14 protein-coding genes are annotated in these 12,847 nt (G+C 69.2%); 7 read left to right on the top strand and 7 right to left on the bottom strand.

Annotated elements, in window-relative coordinates; all coding sequences use genetic code 11:
* Positions 1-3: 3 nt before the first annotated feature.
* A complete protein-coding gene (locus tag ACFYY8_RS17795) occupies positions 4-570 on the bottom strand; it encodes a TetR/AcrR family transcriptional regulator (RefSeq protein WP_390041975.1) in 567 nt (188 codons plus the stop codon).
* 199 nt (positions 571-769) lie between these two features.
* On the opposite strand from ACFYY8_RS17795, the gene ACFYY8_RS17790 reads away from it, so the two are divergent.
* Together ACFYY8_RS17790 and ACFYY8_RS17785 are read left to right on the top strand one after the other, a co-directional pair.
* Complete coding sequence (locus ACFYY8_RS17790) at positions 770-928, top strand: hypothetical protein (protein ID WP_390041973.1); 159 nt, start codon at positions 770-772, stop codon at positions 926-928.
* Positions 909-1,136 carry a hypothetical protein gene (locus ACFYY8_RS17785; RefSeq protein WP_390041971.1) on the top strand — a complete coding sequence of 76 codons (228 nt, stop codon included), beginning with the start codon at positions 909-911 and terminating at the stop codon, positions 1,134-1,136. The genes ACFYY8_RS17790 and ACFYY8_RS17785 overlap by 20 nt, the downstream gene beginning before the upstream one ends.
* Before the next feature lie 84 nt (positions 1,137-1,220).
* Here ACFYY8_RS17785 and ACFYY8_RS17780 read toward each other — a convergent pair whose 3' ends face one another.
* The 5 genes from ACFYY8_RS17780 to ACFYY8_RS17760 form a co-directional block, all read right to left on the bottom strand.
* Positions 1,221-2,000 (bottom strand): Crp/Fnr family transcriptional regulator, encoded by a 780-nt coding sequence (locus ACFYY8_RS17780; RefSeq protein ID WP_390041969.1) that lies wholly within the window; start codon positions 1,998-2,000, stop codon positions 1,221-1,223.
* Positions 1,997-2,188, bottom strand: coding sequence for a hypothetical protein (locus ACFYY8_RS17775; RefSeq protein WP_390041967.1), 192 nt, complete (start codon positions 2,186-2,188; stop codon positions 1,997-1,999). Before ACFYY8_RS17775 ends, ACFYY8_RS17780 begins: the two co-directional genes overlap by 4 nt.
* Positions 2,189-3,093: 905 nt before the next feature.
* Positions 3,094-3,879 (bottom strand): TSUP family transporter, encoded by a 786-nt coding sequence (locus ACFYY8_RS17770; protein WP_390041965.1) that lies wholly within the window; start codon positions 3,877-3,879, stop codon positions 3,094-3,096.
* A gap of 172 nt (positions 3,880-4,051) precedes the next feature.
* Positions 4,052-5,278, bottom strand: coding sequence for an alpha/beta hydrolase (locus ACFYY8_RS17765; RefSeq protein ID WP_390042420.1), 1,227 nt, complete (start codon positions 5,276-5,278; stop codon positions 4,052-4,054).
* Positions 5,275-5,577: a hypothetical protein gene (locus tag ACFYY8_RS17760; RefSeq protein ID WP_390042439.1), complete on the bottom strand. Its 303-nt coding sequence runs from the start codon at positions 5,575-5,577 to the stop codon at positions 5,275-5,277. Before ACFYY8_RS17760 ends, ACFYY8_RS17765 begins: the two co-directional genes overlap by 4 nt.
* Positions 5,578-6,036: 459 nt before the next feature.
* Here ACFYY8_RS17760 and ACFYY8_RS17755 point away from each other — a divergent pair, with 459 nt between their 5' ends.
* Together ACFYY8_RS17755 and ACFYY8_RS17750 are read left to right on the top strand one after the other, a co-directional pair.
* A complete protein-coding gene (locus ACFYY8_RS17755; RefSeq protein ID WP_390041963.1) occupies positions 6,037-6,732 on the top strand; it encodes a TetR/AcrR family transcriptional regulator in 696 nt (231 codons plus the stop codon).
* A gap of 202 nt (positions 6,733-6,934) precedes the next feature.
* Entirely contained in the window at positions 6,935-8,077 is a 1,143-nt protein-coding gene (locus ACFYY8_RS17750) for an FAD-dependent oxidoreductase (protein ID WP_390041961.1), read from the top strand.
* A gap of 161 nt (positions 8,078-8,238) precedes the next feature.
* On the opposite strand, the gene ACFYY8_RS17745 is transcribed toward ACFYY8_RS17750, so the two are convergent.
* Positions 8,239-8,379, bottom strand: a complete 141-nt coding sequence (locus ACFYY8_RS17745; protein ID WP_390041958.1) for a hypothetical protein — start codon at positions 8,377-8,379, stop codon at positions 8,239-8,241.
* 159 nt (positions 8,380-8,538) lie between these two features.
* Between ACFYY8_RS17745 and ACFYY8_RS17740 the strand changes: the two genes are divergently transcribed.
* The 3 genes from ACFYY8_RS17740 to ACFYY8_RS17730 all read left to right on the top strand — a co-directional run bounded on the left by ACFYY8_RS17740 (position 8,539) and on the right by ACFYY8_RS17730 (position 12,605).
* Positions 8,539-9,510 (top strand): helix-turn-helix domain-containing protein, encoded by a 972-nt coding sequence (locus ACFYY8_RS17740; protein WP_390041956.1) that lies wholly within the window; start codon positions 8,539-8,541, stop codon positions 9,508-9,510.
* A gap of 132 nt (positions 9,511-9,642) precedes the next feature.
* The gene (locus ACFYY8_RS17735; RefSeq protein WP_390041954.1) at positions 9,643-10,569 is read left to right on the top strand and encodes a methyltransferase domain-containing protein; all 927 of its coding nucleotides are present in this window, start codon (positions 9,643-9,645) and stop codon (positions 10,567-10,569) included.
* Positions 10,570-10,976: 407 nt separating this feature from the next.
* Positions 10,977-12,605, top strand: a complete 1,629-nt coding sequence (locus tag ACFYY8_RS17730; RefSeq protein ID WP_390041952.1) for an amidase — start codon at positions 10,977-10,979, stop codon at positions 12,603-12,605.
* Positions 12,606-12,847: the final 242 nt, after the last annotated feature.

Below are 12,847 nucleotides of genomic sequence, written 5' to 3'. Positions count from 1 at the left end.
TTCTCATTTCCTGTAGGTGCTCAGCCAGTCGCGCATCCGGTCGACTTCGCGCCGGACGAATTCCTCGTCGCGGAAGGTGTGGGACAGCACGGCGACGCCTTGGCTGAAGGTGAGCACGTGCATGGCCAGGTCGTCGGCCCGTTCGGCGTGCCCCAGTAGCGCGAACTGCTCGCACAGCCAGTCGCGGAACAGCGTGAACAGTCCGCGGGCCTGACCGTGGAGGGTGTGTTCGAGCTTGGCGAGCTCGGTGTTCAAGGTGCCCACCGGGCAGCCGTACCGCTGAATGTCGGTGCCGTTGGTCAGCACGATCTCGACGAACCGCAGGATGCGGCCGTCGGGGGTGGGCTGCTCGCTCTCCCACTGTTCCAGCATGTGCCGGGTGTCGGCGAGCCGGGCCTCGATCACGGCGCCCAGGATCGCGTCCTTGGACTTGAAGTGGTAGTAGAAGTTGCCGCGCGACAGACCGACCGCTGCGGCGATGTCGGCGAACGAGGTGTGCTCGTAGCCGCGGTGGTAGAACAGCCGGTCCGCGGCATCGACGATCTGCTCACGGGTCGCCGCGCCACTCATCGGTTCCTCCTTCGGCCACCACGCTCATCGGTCACGCCCCCACTAGGACGCTTGACCTAGCGGACTCTAGGTCACTTGTCCTAGTACCGTCAAGCAGCCCTTCGGCGCCGCCGTCGGCCCCCTTGGGCCGCCAGTGCGTCGAGGAGCGTGACCGTCTCATAGGACAACTGTCCTAGATCGTGAGTGTAACGGAGACCCCATGCCCGCCGACCTGTTCGGATCCTTTTCGCTGGGCGACCTCACCCTGACCAACCGGATGGTGATGGAGCCGATGACCCGCGACCGAGCCGACGAGGCCGGGCGGGTTCCGCCGATGACGGCCACCTACTACCGGCAACGTGCCACGGCCGGGCGGTAACCGCCGCACCGACCGCTACGGTGGCGGCACCGAGGGCCGCATGCGCCTGCCGAACGAGGTCCTGGACGCGGTGTGCGCCGTGGGGCCGTCGCGGCGGTTCGGGTGGGCCGGAGAGGCCGAGGACCTGCCGGCCGTTCACCACCGGCTCAGCGGCCCGCGCCCGGCTGGTCTCTCCGTCGTCCGCGGGCCCGGTTCGGAGCATGCCTGATCGCCCTGACAGTCCGCCGACCTCCCTGTCTGTGAGGGCCTGGCCTACCGGCAGGCCCTCACACGAGCCTCCGCCGGATCTGCGTCAGCGCTTGCCCGCCACGCGGGGCGCCGGCACGGCTGAAGCGAAGGGCAGGCCAGGCAGTCCGGCGATACGGAACATATCCGTGGGGCTCATGACCCGGATGGAGCGATAACCGGTCTCCACCAGCCCCCGAGTACGCCAGTCCCGCAAGATCCGTTCCACGGTCTCGCGCGAGGTGCCGATCCACGACGCGAGGTCGGCCTGACTGAGACGCAACTGCAGCGGGCCGGTTCCGACACGAAGAACCTCGCCGGGGTCGAGCAGGGAGACCAGCGCTCGGGCCAGGCGACGGTTGGCCGCATCCGCCGCCATGCCTTCGACGCGGGTTTCCGACTCTCGCAGCCGGTCGCCCAGTTCCCTGGCCAGTGCCTCCCACGCTCGCGAGTGTTCCTCCAGGAAGCTTCTGAAGGCCGCGCTTGTCACGACGAGCACTCGGCACTTCGTCAGGGCCTGGGCGCTGACGCGGCGGACAGTCGTCCCACCGCGCTGCAGGGCTTCTTGCTCACCGAGCAACTGTCCTGGTGCGCGGATCGCCTGGAGGTTGAGGGTCTCACCGGCCATGCTCATGACCTTGACGAAGCCCTCCAAGACGATGAGCACCTCGCTGCCGGTGGAACCTCGGTGGAAGAGGGTCTCGCCTGCGGCGACCCGCCGGGTCCTGCCGGCGAGCATGACGAGTCTGGCACGGTCTTCTTTGTCCAGCTCTCTCCAGAAGCTGCCATGATGGGCCCTTGGAATCAGGCTCTCGAAGACGGGCGCGTTCAGGGCACGACCGGTCACGGTTGTCCCCTCAGCGCGCGGATGATCGGGGGAACAGCCGCGAGCAGTACCGCCATTCCGGTGAAAATGCCCGCGATGACCAGGGGGTCAACAGGGGCGAGCAGTGCCACGACGTAACCTGCGATGCCCATGACGGCCAAGGCCACCATGACCCCGCCCCAGATCACGTAGATTTCATGACGCCTCACGCTGATGTCTCCTTCGCCGAGCCCGACCATGCCCCCGGAAGCGCGGTTCGCGGCCACTTGGTAGGAGAGGCCGGCCCTTTGGTAGGAAGGGCAAACGCGCGCCATGGGGAACGTGGTGTATGTGTCCACCCGATTTTAGGCTGTCTCCTCCACGTTGACCCTGGATCGCGTCCCCGCATGAGGCATGTACAGAATGGGGCAAAAGGTGCAAAAAGAAAGGTAGGAGCCACCCCGGGCTACCACCCCCAGAGCGCTCCTACCTGCGGCGATGCAGTCGGGCTTGGCGAAGACGCACGACTCAACGCTTCCCTTACCATAAGGGATGCAGGCAGGCCTGGATTCCGACATGTGCGGGAAAGTGGCTGCGCGTGCTTGTATTCGCGAAGCGGTACGGATATGTTCCCCTGCCTTCCCCTCGGAGTTAATCATTAATCAACGTCCCACAGTTTTTGAAATCCGATTTCGAAATGGGATTTCGAAATAAGATTTTTCGACGCATATCCAAAACGCGGGCCTGGAGGCGCCGTGCTCGTCCACGTATCACCTGGTCACCGGGCCGACGTCGACGTCTTCGTCGAGTGCCGTTCCGTAACGAGGAACCGCTGAACGGGCGCCCGTTGCGGATCGCCGCCCCTTCCTCTTCTCCATTCTCCCGAGCGAACGAGCGAAGATCTTTCCTTGGAGGGCGGATCGGTCGCCTCTGACACATGCGGGACCCTCAGACCGCACCGCTCACAGCGAGGTCTTGGACATCGTCGTCGCGGACGCGATCGAGTCGGTCGACCACCCCGGGCAGGCCACGTGTCGAGGCCTGGGTCGCCTACGAAACAGCCGTGTCTGTCCTCCCGCGGTACCGGGGCGGTGCGTCTGGTGTGACCGCCCGTCAGGAGTCGCCCACACGGCCATCAGATGAGTGCCTGGACCGCGTAGAGGCCGGCCAGGGCGACGGCCAGGGCTCCCAGCAGCAGCCGTAGACCGGTTTCCGGCAGACGGGGCTGCAGATGGGCGCCGAGGTAGCCGCCGACCAGCCCGCCCAGGCCGCACAAAAGACCCAGCGTCCAGTCCGGTGCGATGTCGCCGGGGGCGGTCAGCGCCAGGACGGTGTAGGTGAGCGCGCCGGCGATCGAGGTGAGGAACGTCGAGGCCAGCGCGGCGGGGGCGACCGTGGCGACCGGCAGGCCACGCCCGACCAGGATCGGCCCAAGGAGCGATCCACCGCCGATGCCGTACATCCCGCCGACGACCCCCACGGCCAGTGCGAGCGCGGTGACGGCGCCCGGCGAGGGGTCATCCGGCGCGCTGTGGCGGCGGGGTGGGCGTACGGCGCGCACGCACAGCCACAGGCCCAGCGGGAAGAGCAGGCAGGCGACCAGGAGACGGAACACCTGAGCGCCGGGCAGCAGGAAGACCCGCACGAGCGCGCCGACGACGACGCCGGGCAGGGTGCCGAACACCAGCAGGCGGGTCAGCGGGCCGCCCAGACGACCGCGCCTGCGGTAACGCAGCAACGCCCCGGGGGCGGCCACGATGTTGAACAGCAGATTGGTGGGCGTCACCGCCGGGTTCGGCACCTGCAGCACGCTGAGCTGGACCGGAAGCAGGAACACCGCCCCCGACACCCCGACGGGGGTGGTCACCACCGAGATCAGCAAGCCCGCGGCGAACCCGAGCAGGCCCTGCCACCAGCTCATGGGCTCACCGTTTCTGCTCTGTCTCAAGGTTCCGTTCACAGGATGACATGGCGGACAGGCGGTGGCTCGCCGACCTTCGCTGCCCGCCATGACTTCACTTCTGAGCGCCGGAGGAGGTGTTGTGAACAAGGTCGGCGACCCGACCGGTGGTCCCCACGGCGCTCGCCGGAGGTCAGGACAGGGACGGCCAGCCGGGGAGGACGGGCGTCCGGACGTGGGCCGGAGGCGGTTGTGGCAGCCTGGCGGTGAGGCCGGAGGCGGGTGAGACGGCCTCGCAGCGCTTTCCGCGCGGCGGCAGCGTTCGAGAGATCAGGTAGGCGTCGAAGGTGCCGGTGGTGCAGTCGCTCCAGCCGTAGGAACCGTGGCCCCAGCCCTCGTAGGTGAGCACCCTGGCGTACGGGCCGAGCTGACGGGCGAGGCCGACGGTCCACTCATAGGGCGTGGCGGGGTCGTGCAGCGTGGTGCCCAGCAGGAGCGGGAAACTGTCACGGACCCGCGTGGGACGCTGGGGATTGGGGATCGGTGTGGGCTGGGCCAGGCAGATGGGCGCCAGCGTGGCGGCGAGCGGGCCGTACCTCATGTCGGGCGCGAGCCTGGCCGAGCGGCGCAGATGGCCGACGTACTCGCGGTAGCCCCGGGCCCGCAGGTCGAAGTCCTGGCACAGAGCCGGGAAGGGGAAGGGAGCCACCTCGCCGTTCTGGTAGGGGGCGAGAACGCCGGGAGGCAGGGCGGCGCCGTTGTCGAGGTCGACCAGGAGCTGCGCGAGGAACTCCCACTGCGGGCCGTAGAACCTCAGGTGCGCCTCGCTGATCAGCGAGAGAGCCGTCACGGGGATGTTGGGGAACTCCGGGTTTCGCAGCTCGCCACGGTCGGCCTTGGCCAGCAGCCGGGTCCAGACCGTACGTACGCCCCGCTCGTGCAACGCGCAGCTCTGCGACCGTGCGCACCAGTTCGCGAACTCGTCGAAGGAGTCCTGGACGGCGACGGCCTCGGTGTCGAAGAACTCCTTCATGTCCAGGCTGTGATCGACGTTGCTGTCCAGCGCGAGGGCACGCACCCGGCGCGGGTACATCTCCGCGTACTGCTGACCGAGCAGCGTGCCGTAGGACACGCCGTAGAAGGTCAGCTTCTCCTCGCCCAGGGCCGACCTGATGGCGTCCAGGTCACGTACCACGTTGAGGGTGTTCACCTGGTCGTAGAGCGGGCCGGTACGGGCCCGGCAGTCGGCGCGCAGATCGGTGATGGCCACACGCAGCGCCTCGAACTGGGCCGCGTTCGCCGGGACCAGGTACGGCGTGCGGTTCAGCGCCTCGCCGGAGCAGACGATGGGGTGGCTGCGGGCCACACCACGCGGATCGAAGCCGACGATGTCGAAGCGGCGGTGGAGTTCGTCGCTCAGCCAGTTGGGCCTCGCCTGACGAAGTCGACCCCGGACCCACCCGGCCCGCCGGGATTGATCAGCAGAGAGCCGACCCTGGCGGCGGGGTCGGTGGCCCTGTGCCGAGCCAGCGCCAGGTCGACCCTCGGCCCGTTCCGCCTGTTCCAGTCGATCGGTACGGACACCGTCCCGCAGTCGAAGCCGGGATCGTCCTGGCAGGGTGACCAGGCGATGGCCGAGGCGGCGACCCCGGTGGGGATGGGAAGCAGCAGGGCGATGACGGCGAACGCGAGGCCCAGCAGGGAAATTCTTCGTCGCACGTGTTCCTCCGAGAGGTGGGGTTCCCGGGGGGTGTGCCAGCACCCGGCGGAACCCCCAAGGGCCGGACGATGGAGGTGATGCGGCCCGACCTGATATGGACGAGTTACGTGGATCTTCCACCAAAGGTGCCAGGTGATAAATCCCGCTTTAGAGGGAAATATCGTGCTCTCATATTGAGACACGGTGACTGACCCGGCAGTCCGACTGGGCGATTTCCGGCTTGCCGACCTTGAACCGGCTGTACAGGTCGACGTGCCGTTCGGCCTGGAACGACATTGCCGGCCGCCTTCTCCGCGTCCTCAACGCCGCGTTCACGGAAATCGGTGAAGCTTCGGATGCCGGTCCGGCGTACTTCATGACAGCTTCATCAATGCCAGGCTTAAGCGGCTGTTTTCGGCATTGCGGGAGGAACGAACCCGGCGAACCCGCACTACGAACATGTTCGTTACGATCGGGTTATGGCCGCGAGAAGAGAACCGATCAGCCGCCGGGAACGTCCGGCGAAGCCCGCCCTGTCTCGGCGCGGGATCGTGGACACCGCCGTGCGGATCATGCGAGCGGAGGGGCTGGGGAAGGTCACGATGCGCCGCCTGGCGCAGGAGTTGGACACCGGTCCGGCGTCGCTGTACGTCTACGTCGCCAACACCGCCGAACTGCACGCGGCCGTTCTGGATTCCCTGCTCGGCGAGGTCGACCTGACCGGACGGGACGGCGGTGAGGACTGGCGCGAGCAGCTCCGCGCTGTCATGACGTCGTACACCCTGGTGCTGTTCGAGCACCCGCAGCTCGCGCGGGCCGCGCTCGTCGCCCGCCCGAGCGGGGAGAACTACCTGCGCCTGGTGGAGCGCATCCTGGCTCTCCTTTCGCGCAGTGGCGCCGGCCGCGGGCAGGTCGCCTGGGGGGTGGACAAACTGCTCCAGGATGCGACGGTCACCGCCGCCGAGCACTCGACACGCGAACACGACCCCGCCTCCGAGGACGACTGGAACGCCGCCGTACGCGCGCTGCGCACCGTGGATGCCACCACGCATCCGTCGATCACGGCGCATATGCCCGCCCTGATCGGTGGCTCGGTGCAGGACAGGCTCCGCTGGAGCTTTGACGTCCTCGTCAACGGAATCACGCACACGCCGGTCCCGGACGCAGCGGATTGACCCTGGGAGGGGCGGGAGAGCGGGGTTCTCCCGCCGCCCACCTCCGGCACCCGCTGGAGCGAACTTGTTCGCCACGAACATGTTCGGTACGGTGATGGGAGTGACCGAGATGTCGCCACCCCCGTCCTTCGAAGAGACCGTGCCACGTCGTCGGTGACAACTCGGCGAACAGAGGCGTTCTCCCAACCCTTTCGGAGGCCCCATGAGTACCGGTCATTTTCCTGTCGCGATCATCGGTGGAGGCCTCGGCGGCCTGACCGCCGCCCGTGTCCTGCACGTCAGGGGCATCGAGTCGACGATCTTCGAGCGGGAGGCGTCGGCGGCGACCCGTACCCAGGGCGGCCTGCTCGACATCCACGAGAACGACGGGCAGAAGGCACTGCACGTCGCCGGCCTCCACGACGACTTCCTCAAGATCATCCATGAGGGTGGACAGGGCATGCGCCTGCTCGGCCCCGACGGCACGGTGCACGTGGCCGAGGAGGACGACGGCACCGGCGGCCGGCCGGAGGTGGACCGCGGCGACCTGCGTGACCTGCTGCTCGACTCTCTGCCCGACGACACGATCCACTGGGGCAGAAAGGCCACCGGCGCCCGGGCGCTGGGCGGCGGGTGCCACGAGGTGGCGTTCGCCGACGGCTCGACCATCACGACCGATCTCCTGATCGGCGCGGACGGCGCCTGGTCCCGGATCAGGCCGCTGGTCTCGGACGCCAGGCCCGCCTACACGGGCATCTCCTTCGTCGAGACCGACCTGTTCGAGGCCGACATCCGCCACCCGCGCAGCGCCGCGGTCGTAGGCGGCGGATTCCTCATCGCCCTGGGGCACGAACGCGGTGTCCTCGCCCATCGGGAGACCGACGGCGGTCTCCACGTCTACACGGCGCTCAAGGTCGACGAAGGCTGGCTGGACACGGTCGACTTCACCGACCAAGCCGCCGCCAAGGCTGCGGTCCTCGCCCACTTCGAGGGCTGGGACGAGGGCCTGCGCGGCCTGGTCGCCGACGCGGAGACGATCAGCCCGCGCCGTATTCACGCCCTGCCCGTCGGGCACCGCTGGGACCGTGTCCCGGGCGTGACGCTGCTCGGTGACGCCGCCCACGTGATGTCCCCCTTCGCCGGGGAGGGCGCCAACCTCGCCATGGTCGACGGCGCCGAACTCGCCCTGGCCGTCGCCGCCCATCCCGGCGACACCGAGGCCGCCCTGGCCGCGTACGAGGAGGCCCTCTTCCCGCGCGGCCAGGCGTCCGCCACCGGGTCCGCCGCCAACCTGGACACGATGTTCGGCGAGCGAGGCCTGGAGTGGATGGCCGCGTTCTTCACCTCCGGCCCGGCAGCCCGGTGAAGGCCCCCGGCCCCATAGCACCCGGCCGGCAGGTCACCGTGCCTGTCGGTACCCGCTCCAGCACCGTGGCCCGCGCGAACGCTTCGAGGAGTGACGGGCCGTCGGCCCGCGGCCGGGCCATGGCGGCGTCGATGTAGCGGGTCGTCCACAGAACCTGGCGTTCAGGACCAGGCCGAGCCGGTCTCCTCCATGCCGTCCCGGTACGCCTGGCGAATGAGGCCACGCTTGCCGTGGCACAGGTCCCGGGCGAGCTCCTGGCGGGACTTCTCGAACGGTGAGCTGCCGGGCGGGCTCGAACACACGCGGTTCTCCCGGTGATCCCCAGATCATCTACGGGTGAACGGCCGCAGAAACCCCGCACCACCTGAGACGCGAAAGGACCACTTCGTGGACATCAGTGAACGCAGGAGACCGGCGACACCTTTCCCGGCGGACACGGAACACACCGCGGGGAGCCGGCGATGATCGAGGCCGTGTTCCGCACCGAGGACGTGCCCGCATCCGACCGGTTCGCCATGTGGCACGAGATGGCAGCACAGTCCCTGGTGCCCACCCTGGCCCGCAGCGATCACGAGGCCGACTTCCGCGCCGTTTCGCGCGTGCTCGACTTCGGCACGACGCAGGTGTACGAGATGACCTATCCGTCCCTGCGGTCACGTCGCACCGCCGCGATGATCCGCCGCTCAGACCCGGAAACCTACTGTCTGTCGCTCGCCCGGCGCGGCGTCACCCAGATGACCCAGTTCGACAGGCAGACGACCGCAGGGTCGGCGGACATGGTGTTCTACGACAACTCACACCCCTATCACGGCCAGATCGTCGCCGACGGCACCGGCACCTTCGACGGCATGGTCCTGCAGATCCCCAAGGCCGCGTTACCGCTGCCTGCCGACAAACTCACCTCGATGGTCTCCACCCACCTGCCCTCCCACGACGGCATCGGCGCCCTGTTCCGCCACCACCTGGAACACCTGGTACAGCACGCCTCCGGCTACACCACCGACGACGCCGCCCGTCTGTCTGCCGTCACGGTGGACCTGTTCGCCGCGGTGTGCGCCCACCACCTCGAAGCAACCGCCACCCTGCCACCGGAAACCCACCGGCAGGTGCTGCGAAGACGCATCCACGCCTTCATCCAGCACAACCTCGACGATCCGGGGCTACGCCCCGAGGCCATCGCCGCCGCCCACCAGATCTCCATCCGTCACCTGTACCAGCTCTTCCGCGACCAGGACCTGACCGTGGCCGCCTGGATCCGCCGGTGCCGCCTGGAACACTGCCACCGCGACCTGGCCGATCCCGCCCTGCGCTCCCAGCCGATCCATCTCATAGCCGCCCGCTGGGGTTTTATCAACAACGCTCATTTCAGCCGTGCCTTCCGCGCCGCCTACGGCCTCTCCCCCGCCGAACACCGCTCGTCGTGCGGACCCTAGCGAGATCCCGGCCGGTCGCCGGACGCGACCGAGGCGTGAACGCCGCTGGACGGTGCGAGGTTCGCCGGCTGTGTGAGATATCCCTCCCCCGTCGTCGTGGCGCCGGTGATCCGGGGAGGTGACCATGTGGTGATGACCTCCTCGCCCGGCTCGCCGCACGTCGGTGGCCGACCGGATCCGGCGGACGGGACCACCGCGCTCGGTGGAGAGCCCGCTCCCGCCCGCGGGTACCTGCTGGACAACGCGCGCGCCGAGGCGGGCGAGCGATTCGTCTGGCTGGCCGAGCTGTTCGACGGTGTGACGCGGGGGCACCTCGATCGGCTGGGGATCGGGGCCGGTTCGCGCTGCTGGGAGGTGGGGGCCGGTGGCCGCAGTGTCCCCGAGGCGCTCGCGGCGGCCGTCGGTCCGACCGGGTACGTGCTGGCCACGGACATCGACCCGTCGTGGCTGGAGGCAGGCGGCGGGTACGAGGTGCGCCGGCACGACGTCGCCGCCGATCCACCCCCGGAGCCGGGGACGTTCGATCTGGTGCACGCCCGGCTCGTGCTGGTCCACGTACCCGACCGGGCTCGTGCGTTGGCCACGATGGTGGCGGCGCTGCGGCCCGGTGGCTGGCTGCTGGTCGAGGACGCCGACACCGCTCTGCAGCCACTGGCGTGCCTGGACGACAACGGCCCGGCACAGCGGCGGGCCAACCGGCTGCGCGACGCGGTCCGGGAGCTGCTGAGGCGCCGCGGCGCGGACCTGCGTTACGGCCGGACACTGCCGCGGGCACTGCGTGAGGCCGGCTTGGTGGACGTCGCCGCGGCGGGCTCCTTCCCGGTCGGCGGGCCGGCCTGCGACCGGCTTGAGGCGGCGACCATCCGGCATGTACGCGGCGAGCTGCTCACGACCGGCCTGGCCGACGACGCCGAGATCGACGCGCACCTGGCCGCCATCCACGCGGGTGAACTCGACCTGACACTCGCGCCGCTGATCTCGGCCTGGGGACGCCGTCCAGCCGAGCGCCCGCCGGCGCTCGGTCGGGTCCTGTTTCGAAGTCCGGCGACAGGCCCATGACTCGCCGGTTCTCCAGGATGATCGTCCGTCCGAGTGTTCTGGCCGACGAGCCAGGACCTCAGAGGCCACGGCCAATCACGCACGAGGTCGTAAGACCTGAATCCGGTGGATTTCCGCCGTTCGGCACAGCCCTGGTACGGAGCTGGAGGGCGGCGAAACGGTGTGTCGGGATGGCGCCGGCGTTTGCCGTGGCCGACGTCGACCGGGACTGACCCTGTGCGGAGCCCACCGGAGACTCCCGGGAATTCTCCGGCGCCCGAGGGGCCGGGATATGGGGGATGGCCGCTGCGGCACTCCCGAGCCATAATCTAGGCGGCACAGTCAGCGGCTGTTCACGGTCGGCGGGGCCGAACGCACATCTCCCGTGCTTGTACCTCGAGGCGCCAATCGGTGACGAGGAGGCCGATGTGGCAAGACGAAGGCGAAACCGGCACACCCGAGCGGCGGCCCTGGCGGCCGGCGTCGTCCTCCTTACGGCGCCCGCGGTCACAGCCGGCGCGGCGACGGGCGACCGGGCGACACCGGCCGACATCGCTGAGTGGGTGGTGGACATGGACGCCACCAAGTTGCGCGAGCTACTGGCGAGCGGCCAGGTCACCTCGGTCCGGTTGGTCAAGGCATACCAGGCACGCATCGACGCTTACGAGCAGGCGTACGCCGACCAGCCCGGTGTCAATGCGGTCATTCGCATGAACCCGGCGGCGATCGCCGATGCCGCCCGGCTCGACGCCGAACGTCGGCGGGGACGCGTCCGCGGCCCGCTGCACGGCGTCCCGATCCTGGTCAAGGACAACTACGACACAGGAGACCTGCCCACATCCAGCGGTTCGCTGGCGCTGAGGCACTGGCGTCCCGCCGATGACGCCGAACAGGTCGCGCGGCTGCGCGCGGCCGGCGCGATCGTCGTCGCCAAGACCAACCTGCACGAGTTCGCCTCCGGCATCGAGACCATCAGCTCGCTCGGTGGGCAGACCCGCAACCCCTACGACCAGACCCGCAACCTGGGCGGCTCCAGCGGCGGCACGGGCGCCGGTGTCGCCGCCGGCTTCGGCGCGGCCGGTCTGGGCTCAGACACCTGCGGCTCCATCCGCAGCCCGGCGGCGCACAACAGCCTGGTCGGCCTGCGGCCGAGCCAGGGCCTGTCCAGCCGTGACGGCATCGCGCCTCTCTCCGACACACAGGACGTCGGTGGCCCCATCGCCAAGTCGGTCAGCGACATCGCACTGATCCTGGACGCCACCGCCGGATACGACCCGGACGACCCGTCCACCAGGGCGTCCATCGGACGGATCCCCCGCACCTACACCGCCACGCTGGACGACACCGCTCTGGTCGGCGCCCGCGTCGGCGTGTTCACCGACTACCTGAGCACGTCGGGGCCCGCGCAGGTCACGACGGCGCTGGTCCGGGCGGCCGCCGGGGACATGGCCTCGCAGGGTGCGACCGTCGTCGATCTACCGGCCCAGCCCGCGCTGGTTTCGGCGGTGGACGACTCCAGCGTGTTCACCGACGAGACCGAACGCGACCTCAATCGCTACCTGGCGACGCCGGGCACACGGTTCCCCCGTTCGCTGGCCCGGCTGGAGCCACCGGCCGACATCGTGACCCTGGCTGACATCGTCACCTCCGGCCAGGTCACGCCCACGGTCCTGAAGCGGCTCAAGGAACGGCTGGGCACCTCGACCGGCCCGCAGGACGTCTACCGTCAACGGCTGGCCCGGCGCGCGCAGGCGCAGCAGCTGCTCCACAGGCTGTTTGAGGACAACGACCTGGACGCGCTGGTCTACCCGGCGGTCTCACAGCAGGCCGCGCCGATCGGGCGGCCTCAGGAGGGGCTCAGGGTCTGCGCCCTCGCCGCCAACACCGGGTTCCCCGCCCTGACGATCCCGGCCGGCTTCACGCCCGACGGCATGCCGGTGGGCGTCGAACTACTGGGGCGGCCGTTCAGCGAACCGGCACTGCTCGGGCTCGGATTCGACTACGAGCAGGCCACGCATCACCGCCGGCCACCGGCAAGCACCCCGCCCCTGAACTGACCCTTCCCCACGTTGCCCCACCCCGGCCGGGCGAACGGCGAAGCGAGAGAGGAAACCCGATCGCCGCGGCAGGAGGACGCGCTCACAGGAGTGGGGGTGCCGTTAACGAACGTGTCACCAGCCCCAAACGGAGATGCTCAAGGAGTGCCATCGTTCCTGGTCGGAAAAGTCGGTACGAGCCACGAGCAGGGCGCCGGTTGTGGGCGGCATGTTCACCGGACGATCTTCGAGGCGGAGCCATT

The organism is Streptosporangium sp. NPDC001559 (assembly GCF_042893955.1).
Classification (GTDB): domain Bacteria; phylum Actinomycetota; class Actinomycetes; order Streptosporangiales; family Streptosporangiaceae; genus Streptosporangium.
The sequence above is the reverse complement of the archived record's forward strand: the minus strand, read 5'-3'. Positions and strand labels throughout refer to the sequence as shown.

Bases quoted from the DNA above. Each gene is read 5' to 3' on its own strand.
- ACFYY8_RS17795 (WP_390041975.1), bottom strand. From the start codon at position 570: ATGAGTGGCGCGGCGACCCGTGAGCAGATCGTCGATGCCGCGGACCGG.
- ACFYY8_RS17790 (WP_390041973.1), top strand. From the start codon at position 770: ATGCCCGCCGACCTGTTCGGATCCTTTTCGCTGGGCGACCTCACCCTG.
- ACFYY8_RS17770 (WP_390041965.1), bottom strand. From the start codon at position 3,879: ATGAGCTGGTGGCAGGGCCTGCTCGGGTTCGCCGCGGGCTTGCTGATC.
- ACFYY8_RS17755 (WP_390041963.1), top strand. From the start codon at position 6,037: ATGGCCGCGAGAAGAGAACCGATCAGCCGCCGGGAACGTCCGGCGAAG.
- ACFYY8_RS17750 (WP_390041961.1), top strand. From the start codon at position 6,935: ATGAGTACCGGTCATTTTCCTGTCGCGATCATCGGTGGAGGCCTCGGC.
- ACFYY8_RS17740 (WP_390041956.1), top strand. From the start codon at position 8,539: ATGATCGAGGCCGTGTTCCGCACCGAGGACGTGCCCGCATCCGACCGG.
- ACFYY8_RS17735 (WP_390041954.1), top strand. From the start codon at position 9,643: ATGACCTCCTCGCCCGGCTCGCCGCACGTCGGTGGCCGACCGGATCCG.